Origin of the sequence: Vibrio sp. Vb0598, assembly GCF_033338935.1 — a bacterium.
Taxonomy (GTDB): domain Bacteria; phylum Pseudomonadota; class Gammaproteobacteria; order Enterobacterales; family Vibrionaceae; genus Vibrio; species Vibrio alginolyticus.
The window spans coordinates 59,306-78,723 of record NZ_JAWOTP010000019.1; the positions used below are offsets into that span (position 1 = coordinate 59,306).

Genomic DNA, 19,418 nt, shown 5'->3' on the forward strand with positions numbered 1-19,418 from the left:
ATGTTCCAAATTACATCATTACGACGTCAAACTGTTCCTGAATGTACAGGGGTTCAGCCTGAACTCGCACTTGCTTGCCAATAAATACTTCGAGCTCAGCCAACGCATGAGACTCATCGCCCAATAGCGCTTCAGCAACAAACGGCGATGCGTACACGACAAAATTATCGGCGTCGTAAGCACGGTTCACACGAGTAATCTCGCGTAATATCTCAAAGCATACGGTTTCGACCGTTTTCACGCTGCCACGGCCTTCACAAGTAGGACAGCCAGAACACAAGATATGTTCAATACTTTCTCGCGTGCGCTTACGCGTCATTTCAACTAAGCCAAGCTGGGTAAAGCCGTTGATGTTGGTTTTTACTCGGTCTTTCGCCAGCGCCGTTTCCAGTGAGGTAAGTACTCGCTGACGATGCTCTTCGGATGCCATATCGATAAAATCAATAATGATGATACCGCCGAGGTTACGTAAACGTAGCTGACGCGCAATAGCTTGCGTTGCCTCTATATTGGTATTGAAGATAGTCTCTTCGAGATTACGACGACCAACAAATGCACCCGTGTTGATATCGATGGTGGTCATGGCTTCGGTTTGATCGATGATCAAATAGCCGCCCGATTTTAGCTCGACCTTGCGCTCTAAAGAACGCTGAATTTCGTTTTCGGTGTCGTACATGTCAAAGATTGGCTTGTCACCTTCGTAAAGCTCAAGCTTATCTGTTAACTCCGGTACATACTCAGAAGTGAATTCTTTCAGGTTTTCATATTCAAGGCGGGAGTCGACCATGATCTTATCGAGCTCTGTGCCAACAAAGTCACGCAGAATGCGTTGAGCTAAGCCGAGTTCACCGTAAAGTGTTGAACGCGTTTTGTATTTTGAGCGACGCTCCATGACTTTTAGCCACAAACGCTTTAGAAATGCCGCATCTTGAGAGAGCTCTTTTTCATCAGCGCCTTCTGCCGCGGTACGAATGATAAAACCACCGTGCTCATCGCAGTAATGGTTCACCACCTTTTTCAAACGCTCGCGCTCTTTTTCACTTTCAATACGCTGCGAAACACCGACATGGCTGGCCCCCGGCATAAAAACAAGATAACGCGAAGGTAAGGTGATATCCGTCGTTAAACGCGCACCTTTTGTGCCGAGCGGGTCTTTGACCACTTGCACAACAATGTCTTGTCCCTGGCGTACCAGCTCAGAGATATCACGGACTTGAAACTGCTGTTTTTCGTTTTCTGCCACACATTCGGTATGAGGAACAATATCTGACGCATGTAAAAACGCCGCTTTATCTAAACCAATGTCGACGAAAGCCGCCTGCATGCCTGGTAACACTCGGCTTACTTTGCCTTTGTATATATTGCCCACAATACCGCGACGCGATTCGCGCTCGATATGTATTTCTTGTAGTACTCCACCTTCAATCATGGCCACACGAGTTTCACTCGGGGTCACGTTAAGCAGCAATTCTGCACTCATGTGCACACCTCAAAACAATTATAAAAATTCTTGAATTAGCTGATCGGTTTCGAACAAAGGTAAGCCTACTACAGCGTGATAACTGCCTTCGATTCGGGTGACAAATCGCCCTCCGAGTCCCTGAATACCATAACTTCCAGCTTTATCGCATGGCTCTCCTGACTGCCAATATTGTTCGATTTCTTCGTGAGTCAGTGGTTTGAACCACACGTCAGTGGTAACGACCACTGAATGTTGTTGTTCCGATGATACAACGCTCACCGCAGTCATCACTTGATGACGACGACCCGATAAGTCAGTAAGCATACGCTTTGAATCTTCAAAACTTTTTGGTTTTTCTAGCACACGGTCATCGCATACTACGACCGTATCAGAGCCCAATACAACGGAATCAGGCTTAGCCAACGCTAAGCCTGCCTGAGCTTTTTCCAAAGAAAGACGCAACACGTAATCTCGTGCTTGCTCATGAGCCTGTTTGGCTTCCTCAATATCAGGCAATACGATCTCAAAATCATAACCCAGTTGAGCAAGCAGCTCTTTTCTTCTCGGAGAACCCGATGCGAGAACGAGAGATAAGCTTTTCTTCACCGCTTTACCTTACGTGCCATGCACGACGAACTCGTCGCATTAATAAAAACATCCATGGCCAAAGTATACAGTTTATTGCCGCCGTCCACAGAGATAATGGATTAAATACTACGTCCTGGTTCAAATATTCCCCACAGAATATCAAAACTTCCAATAACGCAGTAAAAAAGGCAATTAAAATCGACTGTTGCCACAAAGCCATGTTGCGAATCAACAGGAAATTCAGCGCCACGAGGTAGATAACGATCGACATCATCATGCCACGAATTCCAAGCGTTGAGCCGATCAAGATATCCCATAATAAGCCCAACACTAGCGCAGTTCCGACGTTCACTCGGTGCGGTAGTGCCAACACCCAATAACACGTAACAAGGAACAACCATGAAGGGCGTAACACATCTAACACACCTGGCCATGGAATGGTTTGCAGTACCAGCGCAACGAAGAAACTGACGCCAATCACCATTCGGCTACTCAATACATTATTGGCCATCGGTTACCTCTTGTTCTTGCTCTAACCCTTCATCTACATTGGACCGCAGTACTTTGTGTTGACGGTCTTCATTCGGCCAAATCAGCAGTAGGTAGCGTAAGCGATCAAACTCCACAACCGGCTCAGCCTTGATTGAAGCGAACTCTTGACGCGTATCGTGATCCACATTGGTAACCGTCGCGACTGGGTATCCCTCAGGGTAAATGCCACCTAAACCGGATGTCACCAATAAATCACCAACCTGAATATCTGTGCTGGTTGGAATGTGCTCCAGTTGGATTTCATCCATTTCACCATTGCCCGATGCGATCACTCGGATATCATTGCGGATCACCTGGACAGGAATTGCATTTTTCGCGTCCGTTAGCAGCAGAACACGTGCGTTGTGCGCTGCGACAAACGTGACCTGACCAACGATGCCTTTCTCATTGATAACAGGCTGACCAACGTAAACACCATCAATACGGCCTTTATCGATCACCACTTGATGACGATAAGGTGAAGTATCAACCGCCATTACTTCTGTCACGACTTTCTTTTCATCACGGACAAATGAAGATCCTAACAACTTACGTAAGCGTTGGTTTTCTTCTTTATATTGGTCGAGCAAGATAAGCTCGCTTTTCAGGCGTAGCACTTCTCGCTTTAAGCTGCGATTGCCTTCAACCAATGCCTGATGAGAATTAAAACGTTCAAATACTCCATCGAACATACTACGAGGTAAATTCGCTGCGTACTGAATCGGTGCAACCATACTGTTTAGTAGGTATCGAACGTTGGAAAACGTATCTAGACGACTATCGGCCAGCATTAAGCTCGCCGACACGATGACAGCAAAAAACAGACGTAATTGCAGAGACGGACCTCTGCCGAAAATCGGTTTCATCTTGTTTTTGACCTGATTGCTTCCATGATTATTGAGCCTTACTTGGCAACCTAAAAATACTTAACTAAATACTTTTAGGTATGGAGCATGTTTGAATTACAGAGAGAGCAGAAATGAAGGTGAAGCCCGACATGAGCTTCACCTAAACCTTTATTCTTCAGAGAACAGATCGCCACCGTGCATGTCGATCATTTCTAGAGCTTTACCGCCACCACGAGCCACACACGTTAGTGGATCTTCCGCGATAACCACAGGAATACCAGTTTCTTCCATTAGCAGACGGTCTAGGTCTTTAAGTAGTGCACCACCACCGGTTAGTACCATACCGTTTTCAGAAATGTCTGAAGCAAGCTCTGGTGGGCACTGTTCTAGTGCAACCATGACTGCTGATACGATGCCAGATAGCGGCTCTTGAAGCGCTTCTAGGATCTCGTTTGAGTTCAAGCTAAAGCTTCGTGGCACACCCTCTGCAAGGTTACGACCGCGAACTTCAATCTCTTGAACTTCATCACCTGGGTAAGCAGAACCGATTTCGTGTTTGATCTTTTCAGCCGTTGCTTCACCAATCAAGCTGCCGTAGTTACGACGTACGTAGTTGATCACAGCTTCATCAAAGCGGTCACCACCGATACGTACAGACGATGAGTAAACCACACCGTTTAGAGAGATAACGGCAACTTCAGTTGTACCACCACCGATATCGACCACCATTGAACCTGTCGGCTCAGATACGCGTAAACCAGCACCAATTGCCGCCGCCATTGGCTCGTCGATTAGGTAAACTTCACGGGCACCAGCACCAAGTGCTGATTCACGAATTGCGCGACGCTCAACTTGGGTAGAACCACAAGGAACACAAACAAGAACACGTGGGCTTGGCTTTAGGATGCTGTTATCGTGCACTTGCTTGATAAAGTGCTGAAGCATTTTTTCGGTTACGTAGAAGTCAGCGATTACGCCGTCTTTCATTGGGCGGATAGCGGAAATGTTGCCAGGTGTACGACCAAGCATCTGTTTTGCTGCGTGACCGACTGCAGCAACGCTTTTTGCAGAACCTACACGATCTTGACGAATAGCAACTACAGAAGGTTCATCAAGGACAATTCCTTGCCCTTTTACGTAAATTAGAGTGTTGGCTGTACCTAAATCGATAGATAGATCGTTAGAAAACATGCCACGAAGTTTCTTAAACATACTCTTCGCTCATCCTGCAAAAATATAGAAGACAAAAATTGCTCTAAATGTACCAATGCCTCGCTGTCACAGCAAGGTATTGGTACACAAACATGAGCAGAAAGCCTCAATTTCTTGCAGTTTCCTAACTTAAGGGCAAAAACCTAAGTTGTTACTGTCCGGTTAACCCTGGCTCACCACGGTAAATCACACGGTCATTACCACGGTGAATACCGAAGGTGACGACGGAGGATGGGTTTTCTTCGGAGCCATCATTGTCCCAGTCGTATTTGAGCCAAGGGAGGTTGTTACCACTAGGGTCGAGATTAAGCCAAACTTCAGCTTGTTGACGTCCACAGTCTGCGCGCTCTTGCTTAGCAATAAGTTCACGCATGGCACCATCGTTAACCGTCGTTCTGACGCCTTCAAGTAAAATGTCGCAGTCGGAGCCATCATCAGGCCAAACTGGCTCCTGGCTTTTTAGAGTTGGGGACACTGTTGTCCCGTTATCCTTACTGTTTAAAACGAATCGGGTATCTCTCCAATACTCCACTCTAAGGGGGATATTAACAGATTTACCCTGATTCACTCCCACATCATCCAGAGCTATGCGACCAAACCTGACATCAGGTTGCGATAGTAGCTGTTGCGAAACCATTCTATCTTCAGTGCTATTTTGCCCTTCTTTTAAGAACATCGTAGGATCAACATAGCCAGATACTTTAGTTCCATTATTATTAAGTGAAAGCGAAATAGACGTTTCGATGGAACTATCCTTGTCTGCCGGTAGTTTTGAATTAAATGGACCATCGGGACTCGGCAAAGATAAATCTTTACGCCAATAAACTGAGTTATCCCAAGTTTTGCTCCACACAGCTCCCGACCAGTTATCACTAGTCAAATCGGAATCCAAAATGCTAAGTCTATCTGAGTAACCACCAGCCAAATACAAATCTGCTTTTAAAGAATTGGCAAAACCACCATAATTTTGAGTTGTGTAACCGTTAGCGTTATATGCTGTGACTTCAAACTTAACCGATTCAAAATTCTGTCCCATATATACAGATTGATTCTGATTATCAGGGTAGGTCCACTCTGTCCCGGTGACTTTAAAGTAATCCGGATAGAAGCGCCCAATGGTTGACTTACCATCGGCTATTTTAAATGCATTACTACCAAGATATAGAGATGTGCCAATATCATCGCCATTTTCATCTTTAGCAACTGGTGCCTCAGCAATAAGCTCGAAAACACCGACTTCTGAAACCGATTGATCAAACGTCACACTGCCACGAGACCATTTACTTGATTCTGGTAGCTTCTCATTTAGAAGTTTGGCTAATGAACCATTAGACGGGTACTTCACTTTATTACTAACCGTAATAGTCTTCTCTTGATAGTTCTCAGCAACCGTATCATCATCTTGCAATGCCGAGATGGTTAACTCAAAAACTTCACCAGCAGCAACAAACCCCGAAGAGCAGCCATTTTTACTGTTGGTGCACTCTCCGCTCTTATCACCACTCTTTGCAGTAACTTTCAGTTTTGAAGGAAAACTAACGAAGCTGCCGAATCCATCCGAGTCATCAACACCTTCAACACTGGCTTTAAGTTTGACCTTTCCAGCTTCAGAGTATCTCAACTTAAAGAATGCCTTGCCTTCATCATCAAAATAAACATTAGGCAGGTATTTATTAGCTCTGGTTAGCTCGACATTTGAACTCCATTCCACAGCCTGATCTTTCACTTTTTTCTTGTAAGAAATCACGACAGGTTGAGAGCTATCGATCGGTGCCACTTCATAATCAATCGACATATTAACACCGCGAGATTCACCGCCGTCTTCAGTTCGAGTTGAACAAAACGATAGGTAGTCCTCCCCCGTAGTTTCGCGACTAGCAACTACATCATTAACATTCACCGCAAGCACATTTGAAGCGAAGGTTACATTACAGTTGTTAGCAGATAGTGGCCCGCCATTAATTCGACATCGTGCCCCTTCAAAGCCAAACTGTGGTACGGAACTTTGATCGATACCCAAAGTAATATCGCCAGCTCTTGAACCTTGCAGCTCAAGCTGAGTTTCATTCTCAAACTGTACATTTGTACCACCAACCCAGTTGGCAACATTATTGCCAGTAGATGGAAGTAAAGTGACAGAGAGAGGCGTTAAGCTGCCATCATCGTATGCATCTCTAGGATATTGCTCAGAACAACTTTCATTCATACAAGCTCTAAGTGTCACATCAGAAGCCTGACACGTACTGCCTGAGCCTGAGTAGTCAAACTCGAAATGATGAATACCATCTGTTAATCGCGAGTACTTGTCCGCACAGACTCGGAAGTTATCAATATCATGCGTATTGGTAAGCATACCTGTGGATGCCGTTACCGACAGACGGAAGTTATCTGGAATATAGTTAAAACCACCTTTTTTCAAAACGTTAAACTCTTCGATAACAGGATCCCATCCGCCATTTTTTCCGACTTTTCGAAATACAGCCAGCGTTATCGTATCGGTGTTACGCGAATTTAAAACTACTTTATAACGATGCAGTTTCTCTTTACCTTTTCGATTATCCAACGAGCTGCTGTATTTTTTGCCAGTGATATACGGATAACCTTTCAACCACTTACCATTCGCATCTTGGACGCCCTGTCCACGCACCCCAACATTATCAGCAACACTATTTGAAACGATTTTCTCGCTCCCTTCACGAATGTAGTTACCAAACTCATCAATACCAATACCTAGCCAACCACCAGCAAAGCCTTCTACATCTTTGGAGACTTCAGGGTAGTGATTCTTTAGAAGCTTCATCCCGTAACCAAGCGGACCACCAAATGCCCCGGTTTGAGGAGGGACACTCGCATCAGAAATCACCAGCGCAACACCGTCAGCACCATTCCCACCATATGCATTGTGATCAAACTCAATCTCTAAATAGTTCTGATCTGACGGAAAAATATAGTTATATGCAGAGGCTGTTGCCTGCTCTGGTTTATTTGAGTTTAAGATGAAACGTCCATCAGAGATATGGGGCTCGTCACTGGTACCAAAGCCCATCACCGACCAGTTTGACAATGAACCTGAATTGAAGTTTTCTTCTGGTAATAGTGAACATTGCTGTGTTGGAGGAATAACAGGAACTAATTCAGGACAAAGTGAGGCTACAGCCTCTATTGGGCACTCTCCGGTCTGGGGGGGCTGACAGTTGGGATCATCTACACCACAATAAATGTCACTATCATTGTACTCGTAAGAATGTGATTTTGAGTTAACAGAACCACAGACGGTCGAGCTTTTTACTGTGGCTTTCCCGTGGGACTGAATCGCTTCACTAAGAGTATAAACACCTCGATTTTGATCGAGTTTAGAGTTAGTCAACGATACTTCGCTACCTGTTGATTCTACCCGGCCACAAACCAATGAGTTTTTAATATCGACTTTATGTAGAGCGAGAATATTTCCGTGTACTTGGTTATGGCTCTCTAGGATCACCTCGTGACCTTCACTAGTTACATCCCCAGTAACTTTCGTTTGTTTTAAAGTAACTTTGCTTCGTGCCCAAACATCACCTTGAATTTCATTTTCATTTGATTCTGTCTTTACTTCACCGCCTTGACTTGTAACTTTCCCCTCGACAACCGTCTTCTTCAACGTTATATCACCATGCGCTATAACATCACCATGAATCCTGTTACCATTGCTCTCCGTTTTAATTTGTCCACCCGTACTCGTAACATTGCCATTCACTGTTACTTTCGAGAGAGTTACGTCTTTAGCCCCCTCAACACTGCCATTAATGACATTCCTTTTACCTTTTATCTCAATACCATCAGAGTAACTGGTAACATTGCCTTGTACTTCTGCATCTTCAAGAAGCACCTTTCCGTGGGATACGTAGATTAAACCGTGAACCTTAATATCGTTCTTGAGTTCAACTGCACCGAAAGACTCCACACGCCCAAAAATTTCAATGTCATTTTTACCTTTGAAATCGCTGTTCTTGGATAGGATATTGATCGAATGTTCACTGCTTCCTAAAGTATTTTTTCCTTTAAGTTCAACACCACCATAAACATGAATGTTGATATCACGGTAAGCGTTGACTGACTGGCCTACATTCATTGTAAGACCATTGGGACAAATATAGTTGCCAAAATCATAATAATACCCACCACAGAAGCTCCCTCTGGCTTTCATTTTCCCCTGACTAATCGACCAATATGGAGTCATATCATTTGGAACAGCAGAAAAACTTTCAGAAGAAAACAAACTGACGAATAAAGCAGTAATTATTATTCTTTTCATTATCCTAATCCCTAACCCAAACTTCTTGCTGACGCTGTACCTGTATAACCCCAGAACCACACGTTGCCGTGGCCTGCACCTTAAAAAGAGATTCAGCGTCAGGGGTACCCTCATTGAAAGTACCTATATTTGTACATGCCATCGCATTAACCTTGCATCCACTTCCCACAGCTACCGGCGGAACGGCACCGCTAACCTCCCCACTGCATACGGTCTCGATATCTGTTGTACTTGTATCTAACGGATACATCTTGGTCAGTGCCCACTCATTGGCGGACTGAGCAACAAACCAAGCTTTTGTTCCCAAAAACTCTCTTGTTAATCCGCTTTGATTCGACCATGTAACTTTCATTAAAGAGGAAGCCAAATATCCCATTACAATAATGACGAATAACACGATGATTAGTACATTTCCGCTGGAGTTTCTTTTACGGGACATTGAGCACCTGCACATCTTGTTGATACACACTACGTTCACCATCCTGCTCAAACTCTAGATTAATATGAACTAAACCACCTCGTTGCAGAGTAGACTCTAGATAACGCATACCACTTACGGACGAATCGACACTATCCGCAACCGTAATACCATTTCGCGTAACTCGCTTGGTATCAAAACAGTAGCGAACCTCCGACTTCTCTTGATAAATATAAAGACGGCTAGAAACAGAGGATCCCGTAATCGTACTTGCCCCCCCACTAACAACAAAAACCTTACCTGTTTTAGCTAAACCACCAATGGCTATATTTCGCGAAGAAGTTGATTGTAAATCTTCATATCGGCTCGGATTTATCACCATCCTGCGATTCGCAGGAATAGGATTAAGCGTTGAGTCATTACCTAGCAAAAACTCTAAGTCATTATTCTTAAACGTGTAAAAACCAGAATATTCAATCGGCACAAACTCTAGACAATTAGTTGTTCCTTTTGGCACATGAAAACTATTAGGTACAGCATGGCGGATTTCACGCGTCATCTTTTCTAAAACAAACTGAGCCTGTGTTTGTATTCGTTGGCGATCGATAGTATCAGCGTAGCCTTTCATTCCTAACTGGACATACCCAGCTATCCCCAACATGATGAAGCTGCCGACCACAATCGTAACTATCATTTCCATTAAGGTGAAACCACGATCTTTCATCAGTAGTTCCCCTTAATAGCTGTTAAAGTAAGGGGCTGCGTGTTCCCCGCAAAAATCCTTAATGTTACTTTTTTGTATTCGGTTATTTCATCGGGAGCTTTATCCGTCAGATCATCATAGGCAACGCTAATTTCTAATCTAAAGTTTTTGTACTGCTCAGTACTGTCCGCACCAAGTACATCACTAATATTCCCTCTAGGGATACCATCACACTGAGAAGCCGTTGTAGATGTGCTCCAACACCCGATATAGTCATCGACATCATTGAAATCACTAGGCGTTGTTTCCAAGGAACCGTCTAGTTTTTTATCCGCACCTAATTTATTTACGTCAGTGCAGCTCACTCCATTCTCACCACACCGAACGGTGCCACCATCAAAGTCGCTGTTTTCATCGAAGCCTCGCGCCAATATCTGAGACATGAAACCTTGGCCTAATGCGGCCGCGCGGGTTTGATAATGAGGGATGGCGGAATCTCGAATTTGAGGGACAAGAAAAGAAGTAAACGCCACCATCGCAATGCCCATTAAAACAATCGCGATGATCATTTCTATCAAAGTCATGCCACTAGATTTCTTCATGAGCATGTACCTTTTGAAACATAACCTTGAGTATTAATTTCAACTTGGCAGCGACTTCGACCATGCTTATCTTCAATCAGGATTGAAACCCCACCACTCGCTGAGTTTATTGGATTACCCAATAAATCAAACTCGATTGGATTAGTTACAGCGTTGGTCAGTGAAAACTTTGCGGATTTATCAACAACCATGTCACTACGAGAGTCTTTTACCTTGCTAGCCAGGCCGCATGCAGCACTAGATCCTATGCAAGAGCTTGTAATCGACAAACAAAAATTAGTGTAGCTAGAGTCCTCTCCAGCTTTGTAGCTACTAGGTAGGCACCTTTCAGGATAAGACTTGTTTGGGATGCTGATATTCGACTGCATACGATTCACCTGCACTTGGCGAATCACAGAAATCACGCGTTCTTGTAATGCATATGCAGAGAAATTGCCAGATCCCATAAAACGGCTGGCTGCAAAAAGTGAAAGGATAGAGAGGAGAACAATCACGAGGATTAACTCCATTAACGTGAACCCTAATGCAGAGCTGCGAATTTTCATAACCCAACCTTAGGCTTAGAACAAGCGAGATAAGTATACGATGAAATTATGAGAATAATGATAGATTTATAATTTTTCGATTCGAAGTGTGAACAGATGAACAAATAACCAATGTCTAGTTATTTTGCCCCTTTGAACGACCAATCTCTTCTTCAATTCGATCGTAAGTTTCTTTATTGCTCAATGTTTCAGAAACGTGCTCAGCGGTTTGCTTAGTTTGCTCCCACTTAGCCTCGTAAGTTTCTGGTTCAAAGCTGATAAATCTTGGTAATACCACATAACCGATCACACCTAAGATAATCAGCACAACCACAAATTCGATTGCACTAAGACCCGATGATTTACGCATATGAACTATTCCGAGATTAATCAAAATAAGGAGATAAAGGCCAGACTAGCTGGCCTTTATTTTTCTTTAATCAAAGATTAAAACTTAGCGCCACAGTCATCAATCACTGTAACAACTGGAGCTTCAGAACTTGTAGCAGCTGTATAGCCCACACACTTCTTATTGTAGCCTTTGTAACCAAATAGAACTTGAGCACCACTTGTTGCAGTATTCCAATCATTTTCTAAACCATCAACTACGAGGTACAGATCAGCCTTATCTGCCTTAGGGTAACCGTATACGATGTTTAGATCATCATCTGTTTTAATTGTTAGTGTTGCTGCAGAAGCCGCTTCTTTCCCTTCGATTGCCGCTTTACCATATGTAATACCTGCAGCACCAGTGATAGCGCCTTTTAAACCTTCAAGTGCAGAGTTACGAGCATCATCTTGTAGGTTAAGGAAACGTGGTGCCGCAGTGACCGCTAGAATACCTAGGATTACAATAACCACTACTAGTTCGATAAGGGTGAAACCACCTTGTCTTTTCATTGTTTACTCTCTCTATGTAAGCATGCAGTGTGACTGCAAGGTTTCGTTTAGGTCACGCGACCATTTTGGATATTGTCAAAACGGTTTGGAGCAGCAACGTTCACTAAAACTGACCGTGAAGTGGATACTGTATCTACCGCTTGAGCAGAATGACGAATCGCCATTATTCAGTTCATGCTGCAATGAGAAAAACACATTATTGTTTACCCACGATTACAGCCTGTTACTTATGGTAATGATTGCATTATACCGACTTTCATTACCAATTATAGTGATTAGGTGTCAAAAAATTCACTCCGCCGACATTTCTACGTCTATTTTCAGTTGATTAGCTGTTGAGATAACTACAATCGACTGACCATTTTCATAAGTGTAGTGACAGACATAACGATCAGTTTTGATGGCTCCACTGATATCTATTAACTTGTTGGTCATTATTTTACGTTGGGGGTAATGCACCGCTAGCCAATAACCACAATCTAATACACCTTGCTGAGTAAAGGGAGACACTAACCCGTCCTCAGTCATAGTAAGGTTAAAACCATCCATCAGCATATGTTCTGGCTCGCCTTGTACTAGCCAAGCTTGACGATAACGCTGAACACTGTCTTGCATCCAAACTCTCGCTAACTTCGCTCCAGTTACTTGTGCTTGCTCGGTAACAGGACGTAATTTGACCGCCAAACCCACCGCCATAATCGTAGCAATAACCCCAAACACAATAAGCGTTGCTCGGCTTTGATTTTCAACCACCTATTAGCCGCCTTTGATGATGTCGAGCATTCCCCACATTGGTAAGAAGATACCCAATGCCAGCACCATGACCATGCCTGCGACAATCACCAAAAGTAATGGTTCTATTCTTGCGGTCAGCGTTTTTAGATCGTAATCGACTTCTCGATCGTAAAAGTCCGACACCTCCAGCAGCAACTCATCAATACGACCAGTTTCTTCACCTACTGCAATCATCTGAATCACCAATGGGGTGAATATTTTACTGTTGATGGCCGTCACTGAAATGGTGCTACCCGCTTCAATTGCGGACTTCATCTCAAGAATTCGGTTTTCTAAAAAACGGTTCCCTAAGGCTTCCCCGGCCAAAGCCAAAGACTGGTTAAGTGGCACACCTGATTTCAGCATCAACGAAAAGGTTCTGGCAAAACGAGAAAGCTGCGCACGATTAACGATATCGCCTACAATTGGCAGCCGAAGCCGAAACTTATCGAACTTCTCCCGACCATCAGCCGTCGCCACCCACGCTCTGAATACAGTAAACGCGCCAATCATTGCCACAACCAGCAACACCCAATAATTAACAAAGAAATTAGAAGTCGCGATCAAAATACGCGTCGGCAATGGTAGCTCAACCCCAAAGCGCGTGAACATCGATGCAAACTCAGGGATCACCAAGATATTCAATACAAACATGGCGATGGTGATAAAGATAATGACAAACGTCGGATAACGCATCGCCGCTTTAATGCGTTTGCGAGTCTCAAGTTCCTGTTCGTAGTAATTCGCCAGTTGCAATAGCGCTTGGTCAAGCCGACCCGTATTCTCACCGACGTTGATCATAGAAACGAACAGTGGGCTGAATACTTTGCTGTGTTGCTGCATCGCAGAAGACAAACCTCGGCCATTACTCAGTTCAGAAACGACATCTTCTAGCGCCTCTTTGAGCTGTTTGTTTTCGCAATTTTGCAACAAACCACGCATAGAGCGCAGCAAAGGTACGCCAGCTTTAGTCAAACTAAACAACTGGCGAGAGAAAAGAATAATTACTTCCAACGGAATAGCAGGCACAAACAGCTTAGATAAGCTCACTTGGCTTTTTGCCGACTCTTTCTCTAAACGTACATTGAGCGGGATGACCCCTTTGTTCATCAATGCTTCCGCCGCAGCTTCTGAGTTCACTGCTTCGATTTTGCCGTTAGTGGATGAGCCGTCTAGCGTGCGGCCTTGATAACGAAAAGTTGGCATTCACTTACCTATATGAAAATGGGATCAGTCTTACCAGAAGCATCACCCTCACCTAGGGTCATCACTTCGTCCAAACTGACGGTGCCTTGTAGCGCCAGTTCCATTGCAGAAGCAAGCAGTGGCTTATAGTTTTCTGAGCGGCGCGCGGCTTGCGCAAAGCCAACCGCATCATTGGCGCGCAATTTATCCATCATCTCTTGCTCAAGTTCGAGCATTTCAAACACACCGATTCGGCCTCGATAACCAGTCAAGTTACAGTTTTGGCAACCTGCGCCTTTATAAAAAATGGTGCTAACTTGATTTGGGAAACGCCCAGCTAACCACTGCTGGCGAGACTCATCTAAGTGGTCTTCTGTTTTACAATCTGGGCAAACTCGGCGCACAAGACGCTGCGCCACCACGGCTCTGACTGCACTAGCAACCAAGTAACCCGGCGCACCCATATCGATCATACGTAACGCACTGTCGACAGCATCGTTGGTGTGAAGAGTGCTCAATACTAAGTGACCCGTTAGTGCAGCTCGCAGACCAATTTCTACCGTCTCTTGATCACGCATCTCACCAACAAGAATGATGTCTGGGTCTTGACGTAAAAAGGTTCTCAGAACACGCGAGAAAGTTAGATCGATCTTACTGTTAACCTGTACCTGAGTGATGCGAGGCAGACGATATTCAACCGGGTCCTCTGCTGTAATGATCTTTTTCCCAGGTTCGTTGAGCTCACTCAATGCGCCGTAAAGCGTGGTGGTTTTACCGGAACCTGTCGGCCCGGTAACCAAAATCATGCCATGCGGACGCGCCAACTGTCGACGTAAGCGAGCAAGCAAGTCTGGCGGCAAGCCCGACTCTTCTAACGGACGCAAACCAGCGGACTGGTTAAGCAGACGCATTACTACAGATTCTCCGTACTGCGTTGGTAACGTCGACATACGAATATCAATTGATTGGCCACGAACTTTGATATTGAATCGGCCATCTTGTGGCAAGCGCTTTTCAGAAATATCTAGGTGTGCCATCAACTTCAGTCGAAGAACCAAAGCCGATGCAATGTTCACTTCATTTAAGAGCGTTTCATGCAATACGCCATCAATACGCTGGCGCAAACGCAATACTTGATCGTCTGGCTCAATATGAATATCCGAAGCTCCAACCTGTACCGCATCTTCAAACATGGAATTAACCAGCTTTACAACGGTAACCTCTTCACTGTCGGCCTCATCAATACCGTAATCAAAGCTTTGTACATCTTTATGCTCTTCATGCAGCTGTTCAGCAAAGGAGGCGATCTCTTTAGTACGGCGGTAATAACGGTCAAAGCTTGAAATAAGCTGACGCTCTGAAGCAACAATGAACTCAAGGTTGTATTGACCTAACAAGTTCATCAATGATTCTTGAGTGAACAAGTCCGCAGGGTCGCTCATAGCAACGCGCAGGGTGTCCCCATTTCGAGCAACGACCATCGCACGTAAGCGACGTGCGTGTACCTCAGGTAGAATCTGCACGGCTTCGGCATCCACAGGCGCACGACCAAGATCGATCAGTGGCAAACCAAGCTGCTGAGACAAGAAGTCCAACATTTGCTTTTCGGTAATAAAGCCAAGGTCAATTAACGCATCCCCTAGCTTCTGCCCGGTACTGCGTTGTGCGTTTAGTGCTTGCTGGATTTGTTCTTCAGAGACGATACCTTCCTCAACCAGAAGATCGCCCAAGCGTTTTCTCAACTGAATTTTCATTGTGCGCTCTCCAACTCTTTCAAGATGCTCAAACGGTCACGGATAAATGCTTGCGATTGATTCGAAATGCCAACTTTACCCAGAGCTTGGTTGTAAGAGTGAATCGCGGCAGTAAAAGCCAGGGCGCGCTCTTGTTGAATAGCCAAACCTAACCACCAGCGCGCGTTTTCCGGCTCACGCTGAGTTAGGAGTTGATAGCTCTCAAGCGCAATGTCATTTTGCTTGTGTTTTTGTGCCAATGCCGCACGCATCGCCAAGTAATCTCGACTTGGTACTGGAGGCAAATGAACAAGCGGGCTCAGCGCCGCTTCAGGTTGATTAGCTTTCACTAACAACTTAGACAAGGCCAAGCGGAGTACTTGGTTGTTCGTATCTAGGTTGATGCCTTCTTGAATAATCTCATATGCTTTACGCGTGTCACCTTTACCAAAGTACAACGCTGATAACTTTTGACGCGTGTCTGCATTCATTGGCTCATAACGCAACGCCTCGGCATAAGCCGATAACGCTGTTTGCATATCGTTAGCATCGAGTGCCTTTTCCGCTCGACTAACAGCCTTAAGGGAAAGCTGACGATGTGTAAGCTCAACCTGCTCAATACGCATTGAACTGTTTTCTGCTGTCGTGTGGGTTACGTGATCGTATTGTTCCTCGCTCGGCATCGTTGCTAACTGCGCGAGTAAAACTGAATCATCAGAGGCGATATTTATCTCAGATTTTGGCGTGAACCTATCAGTCTCTTGCATGTGAGGCTGTTGCGCGACCGGCTGTGTGGCTGGTTTAGTGTAAACCACTTGAGTTGTATCGGGCGTCATTTTACTCGTTGGCGAGTGAGTGCGCTCCGATGAAACAATTGGTGAGACATTCACAGACGACAATGGCATAGCGTCGGTTTGAAATTGTGATAGCTCGCCTGAAGGGACAGGACCGCGAGAGACCGCCCAGCTACCAACCGCAAGGCTTAACGAAAAACCGGCGACAAGCCAAAGCCAAGGTTTACTGCGTGAGACACTTGGAATCTCCGCACGAGTAAGCTCTGACGGCGATGTTTTTTCAGCAAGTTCTGATAATGCTTTATTGATGGCACTCAAGGTTGACTCCATCCCCAAAATACGGGTGTTTTAAACTTAGGTTTACGGGCATCAAACGTATCGTGCATAGCGGCGTAAACGTGATGATTTTTCAATAGTGTGCAACGATCATTAAATGCAGCAAGCAACGACTTGTGACTAATTTGGTTTATCAAGCGCGGAATCCCCATGGATGAACGCCAAATCGCTTTTTTCTGTTCAATAGAAAAAATGTGCGCCCCATTGCCTGCTTTATCTAAACGATTATTGATGTAAGCCACGCCTTCATCGATAGAGAGAGGACGTAACTGGCAACTAAACGTAATGCGTTGACGAAATTGCCTTAGCTCATGGTTAGCCAATCTTTCATCCAACTCAGGTTGTCCGAATAACACCAATTGAATGAGCTTATCTTGTTCCGTTTCTAAGTTGCCAAATAGACGTAATGTTTCTAAAGCTTGTGGGGAAAGAGCTTGCGCTTCATCAACGATCAAGACGGTTTTCTTTCCCAAGGCATGTACTTGAATCAAGTGCTCTTGAATGAGGGAAACGATGCGCAGCGGATCATCGTTCTCGATACCTAACTCTCTGGCGACAGCAAACTGCAACTGTTCCCCATTCAACACTGGATTGGGTAAGTAAATAAGCTCAACTTCAGATTCAATCTGCTCGATCAGCTTACGGCATACCATGGTTTTTCCAGTGCCGACTTCTCCCGTCACCTTAATCACCCCTTCTCCCATTTGCACGGCAGCTAGGATGGTTTGGATCGCCTCATAGTGAGGGACTAACCCCAAGAACATTTCTGTATTTGGGGTTAACGAAAAAGGCTGAACTCGGAACCCAAAGTGTGACAAGTACATACTCGAATCACAAACCTATTGAAAAACAGAACCTTTCCCAGCGCTTATTGCGCATCTGGGAACCACTCTTGCAGCAGATCACGAGAGCGCTCTAGCTCTTTCTGCCAAGAGTTCACGCCAACTACGGTCGGTTTTAGCAAGATGACCAATTCTGTTTTCTCAGTTACGTTATTCACGTTGCGGAACAAATGCCCCAGTGCTGGTACATCGCCCAAAAATGGGACTTTAGAAACAAGCTCACGATTTTGCTGTTTCATCAACCCGCCGATAACCACAACATCGCCATCTTTAGCACGAATAACCGAGTCTGATTCACGAATAGAGCTTTTCGCTAATGGCAGTTGGATGTTTTGGAAATCTCCGCCCAAGTTCAATTGCTTCACCTCTTCCGTGACTTCAATAACTGCGGGGTGAACATGCAAGAACACATTGCCTTTGTTATCAATTTGCGGAGTCACATCGAGGGAAATACCCGAGAAGAATGGCGTCAGTTCCACTTCAGGAACTGCATTTGAGTTTTCACCGTTGCCTGCATTGCTCGATAGCTCGGTAACAAAGTACTCATCGGTACCCACTTTGATGACAGATTTTTGGTTGTTGGCAGCGGTAATACGAGGGCTCGAAAGGACGTTCAAGTCACCTTGCGTAGACATGAAGCTCAACACTGCATTGAAGTTACCATCCGAAATAGTCACGTTAGTTTGACCGCCCAATAGCGTGCCAATCGCATCCAATGGTGGTAATGTCGACGCAGGGCGGTTGACAACGATACTACCCGAGTTACCAATTGACGCCGATAAGTTTGACCAGTTGATGCCTTGTTGGTAGCCATCATTCAACGTCACTTCTAGGATTTTAGCTTCAAGAATGACCTGGCGCTGCATGCGCTCCTGCGATACACCTAAGAACTCGCGTACTTCGCGAATATCATCTGGAAATGCTCGAACCGTAATAACTCCCGCTTGTGGCGTTACAACCACACTTTGCCCTTTGCCTGAACCAATTAGATTCGCAACAGCTTGCTGCAGCATAGGCCAGAAGTCACTTTCAGTGATGGTTTCAATGCGTGTACCACCCGTAGATGTGGTCGAGCTATCGTTGTTGTTTCCATTGTTAGAGTCTGACGAGTCAGAACTGTCTGAGCTACCACCAGAATTAGACGTACCAGCCGAGGTTACAGAGCCCGTAACAATGCTGGTTAATGAGCGACCAGAACGCTTGAACTGCAGGTAATCGACTGGAATGGTCACCGTACGCATACCTGCTGGGTAGATTTGAATAACTTTGCCAGACTTCACCACGTCATAGCCATACATATTCTGTACGACATTCAGAACTTCATCCAATGTCACATCTGACAAGTTGACGGTGATATTACCTTGTACCGATGGGTGAATCGCCACGCTGTACTCAGTGCCTTTCACTAATGAGGCGAAAAAGCTTCTTGCATCGACCGCATTCGCCTGAATACGAAAACGCTTCGAGGTGCCTTGCTCTGATGCAACGTTCGAGTCTAAATTTGGCATCAAGTCTGCCTCAACAGAAGAAGGGATTTCTTCCAATGTGCGGCTGTTCGCTTGATTGATCGATTCATTGAGCGCTTCTTTAACTTCCACTGGATTCCGATGACCCATTGAACATCCCATTAAAGAAGCAATCGTTATTCCTACAACTAATTTGCGCATATCTG

The 19,418-nt window shown here is 44.9% G+C and carries 18 protein-coding genes; all 18 read right to left on the reverse strand.

Features of this window, described 5'->3' with window-relative positions:
- Positions 1-10: 10 nt before the first annotated feature.
- Complete coding sequence (gene rng, locus R7Q38_RS17770) at positions 11-1,480, reverse strand: ribonuclease G (protein WP_005381138.1); 1,470 nt, start codon at positions 1,478-1,480, stop codon at positions 11-13.
- A gap of 18 nt (positions 1,481-1,498) precedes the next feature.
- Complete coding sequence (locus R7Q38_RS17775; protein WP_005381139.1) at positions 1,499-2,068, reverse strand: Maf family protein; 570 nt, start codon at positions 2,066-2,068, stop codon at positions 1,499-1,501.
- Positions 2,069-2,072: 4 nt separating this feature from the next.
- Positions 2,073-2,561, reverse strand: coding sequence for a rod shape-determining protein MreD (gene mreD, locus R7Q38_RS17780; RefSeq protein ID WP_005381141.1), 489 nt, complete (start codon positions 2,559-2,561; stop codon positions 2,073-2,075).
- Positions 2,551-3,447: a rod shape-determining protein MreC gene (gene mreC, locus R7Q38_RS17785; RefSeq protein ID WP_005381142.1), complete on the reverse strand. Its 897-nt coding sequence runs from the start codon at positions 3,445-3,447 to the stop codon at positions 2,551-2,553. The genes mreD and mreC overlap by 11 nt, the downstream gene beginning before the upstream one ends.
- A 150-nt stretch (positions 3,448-3,597) precedes the next feature.
- Positions 3,598-4,641, reverse strand: a complete 1,044-nt coding sequence (locus R7Q38_RS17790) for a rod shape-determining protein (RefSeq protein ID WP_005381144.1) — start codon at positions 4,639-4,641, stop codon at positions 3,598-3,600.
- Between the two features lie 151 nt (positions 4,642-4,792).
- On the reverse strand, positions 4,793-8,935 hold the full coding sequence (locus R7Q38_RS17795) for a DUF6701 domain-containing protein (protein WP_044129503.1): 4,143 nt from the start codon (positions 8,933-8,935) through the stop codon (positions 4,793-4,795).
- 4 nt (positions 8,936-8,939) lie between these two features.
- Positions 8,940-9,374, reverse strand: coding sequence for a hypothetical protein (locus R7Q38_RS17800; protein ID WP_025767605.1), 435 nt, complete (start codon positions 9,372-9,374; stop codon positions 8,940-8,942).
- The gene (locus tag R7Q38_RS17805; RefSeq protein ID WP_239938511.1) at positions 9,364-10,077 is read right to left on the reverse strand and encodes a PilW family protein; all 714 of its coding nucleotides are present in this window, start codon (positions 10,075-10,077) and stop codon (positions 9,364-9,366) included. Before R7Q38_RS17805 ends, R7Q38_RS17800 begins: the two co-directional genes overlap by 11 nt.
- Positions 10,077-10,658 carry a type II secretion system protein gene (locus R7Q38_RS17810; protein WP_025767603.1) on the reverse strand — a complete coding sequence of 194 codons (582 nt, stop codon included), beginning with the start codon at positions 10,656-10,658 and terminating at the stop codon, positions 10,077-10,079. Before R7Q38_RS17810 ends, R7Q38_RS17805 begins: the two co-directional genes overlap by 1 nt.
- Positions 10,655-11,203, reverse strand: a complete 549-nt coding sequence (locus R7Q38_RS17815; protein ID WP_239938510.1) for a type II secretion system protein — start codon at positions 11,201-11,203, stop codon at positions 10,655-10,657. Before R7Q38_RS17815 ends, R7Q38_RS17810 begins: the two co-directional genes overlap by 4 nt.
- A gap of 115 nt (positions 11,204-11,318) precedes the next feature.
- A complete protein-coding gene (locus R7Q38_RS17820) occupies positions 11,319-11,552 on the reverse strand; it encodes a type II secretion system protein (protein WP_005388453.1) in 234 nt (77 codons plus the stop codon).
- A 77-nt stretch (positions 11,553-11,629) separates the two neighbouring features.
- Positions 11,630-12,082 carry a type II secretion system protein gene (locus R7Q38_RS17825; protein ID WP_025525973.1) on the reverse strand — a complete coding sequence of 151 codons (453 nt, stop codon included), beginning with the start codon at positions 12,080-12,082 and terminating at the stop codon, positions 11,630-11,632.
- Positions 12,083-12,373: 291 nt separating this feature from the next.
- The gene (locus tag R7Q38_RS17830) at positions 12,374-12,835 is read right to left on the reverse strand and encodes a hypothetical protein (protein ID WP_031781206.1); all 462 of its coding nucleotides are present in this window, start codon (positions 12,833-12,835) and stop codon (positions 12,374-12,376) included.
- A 3-nt stretch (positions 12,836-12,838) separates the two neighbouring features.
- The gene (locus R7Q38_RS17835; protein ID WP_005381186.1) at positions 12,839-14,062 is read right to left on the reverse strand and encodes a type II secretion system F family protein; all 1,224 of its coding nucleotides are present in this window, start codon (positions 14,060-14,062) and stop codon (positions 12,839-12,841) included.
- 8 nt (positions 14,063-14,070) lie between these two features.
- Positions 14,071-15,795 carry a GspE/PulE family protein gene (locus tag R7Q38_RS17840; RefSeq protein WP_158159799.1) on the reverse strand — a complete coding sequence of 575 codons (1,725 nt, stop codon included), beginning with the start codon at positions 15,793-15,795 and terminating at the stop codon, positions 14,071-14,073.
- Positions 15,792-16,886, reverse strand: a complete 1,095-nt coding sequence (locus R7Q38_RS17845) for a tetratricopeptide repeat protein (protein WP_239938509.1) — start codon at positions 16,884-16,886, stop codon at positions 15,792-15,794. Before R7Q38_RS17845 ends, R7Q38_RS17840 begins: the two co-directional genes overlap by 4 nt.
- Complete coding sequence (locus R7Q38_RS17850; protein ID WP_005381192.1) at positions 16,883-17,728, reverse strand: ExeA family protein; 846 nt, start codon at positions 17,726-17,728, stop codon at positions 16,883-16,885. Before R7Q38_RS17850 ends, R7Q38_RS17845 begins: the two co-directional genes overlap by 4 nt.
- 44 nt (positions 17,729-17,772) lie before the next feature.
- The gene (gene mshL / locus R7Q38_RS17855; protein WP_005388471.1) at positions 17,773-19,413 is read right to left on the reverse strand and encodes a pilus (MSHA type) biogenesis protein MshL; all 1,641 of its coding nucleotides are present in this window, start codon (positions 19,411-19,413) and stop codon (positions 17,773-17,775) included.
- Positions 19,414-19,418: the final 5 nt, after the last annotated feature.

What these genes read in the sequence shown, in the direction of transcription:
- rng (WP_005381138.1), bottom strand. Translation starts at nt 1,480, where the DNA reads ATGAGTGCAGAATTGCTGCTTAACGTGACCCCGAGTGAAACTCGTGTG.
- mreD (WP_005381141.1), bottom strand. Translation starts at nt 2,561, where the DNA reads ATGGCCAATAATGTATTGAGTAGCCGAATGGTGATTGGCGTCAGTTTC.
- mreC (WP_005381142.1), bottom strand. Translation starts at nt 3,447, where the DNA reads ATGAAACCGATTTTCGGCAGAGGTCCGTCTCTGCAATTACGTCTGTTT.
- R7Q38_RS17790 (WP_005381144.1), bottom strand. Translation starts at nt 4,641, where the DNA reads ATGTTTAAGAAACTTCGTGGCATGTTTTCTAACGATCTATCTATCGAT.
- R7Q38_RS17795 (WP_044129503.1), bottom strand. Translation starts at nt 8,935, where the DNA reads ATGAAAAGAATAATAATTACTGCTTTATTCGTCAGTTTGTTTTCTTCT.
- R7Q38_RS17800 (WP_025767605.1), bottom strand. Translation starts at nt 9,374, where the DNA reads ATGTCCCGTAAAAGAAACTCCAGCGGAAATGTACTAATCATCGTGTTA.
- R7Q38_RS17805 (WP_239938511.1), bottom strand. Translation starts at nt 10,077, where the DNA reads ATGAAAGATCGTGGTTTCACCTTAATGGAAATGATAGTTACGATTGTG.
- R7Q38_RS17810 (WP_025767603.1), bottom strand. Translation starts at nt 10,658, where the DNA reads ATGAAGAAATCTAGTGGCATGACTTTGATAGAAATGATCATCGCGATT.
- R7Q38_RS17815 (WP_239938510.1), bottom strand. Translation starts at nt 11,203, where the DNA reads ATGAAAATTCGCAGCTCTGCATTAGGGTTCACGTTAATGGAGTTAATC.
- R7Q38_RS17820 (WP_005388453.1), bottom strand. Translation starts at nt 11,552, where the DNA reads ATGCGTAAATCATCGGGTCTTAGTGCAATCGAATTTGTGGTTGTGCTG.
- R7Q38_RS17825 (WP_025525973.1), bottom strand. Translation starts at nt 12,082, where the DNA reads ATGAAAAGACAAGGTGGTTTCACCCTTATCGAACTAGTAGTGGTTATT.
- R7Q38_RS17835 (WP_005381186.1), bottom strand. Translation starts at nt 14,062, where the DNA reads ATGCCAACTTTTCGTTATCAAGGCCGCACGCTAGACGGCTCATCCACT.
- R7Q38_RS17840 (WP_158159799.1), bottom strand. Translation starts at nt 15,795, where the DNA reads ATGAAAATTCAGTTGAGAAAACGCTTGGGCGATCTTCTGGTTGAGGAA.
- R7Q38_RS17850 (WP_005381192.1), bottom strand. Translation starts at nt 17,728, where the DNA reads ATGTACTTGTCACACTTTGGGTTCCGAGTTCAGCCTTTTTCGTTAACC.
- mshL (WP_005388471.1), bottom strand. Translation starts at nt 19,413, where the DNA reads ATGCGCAAATTAGTTGTAGGAATAACGATTGCTTCTTTAATGGGATGT.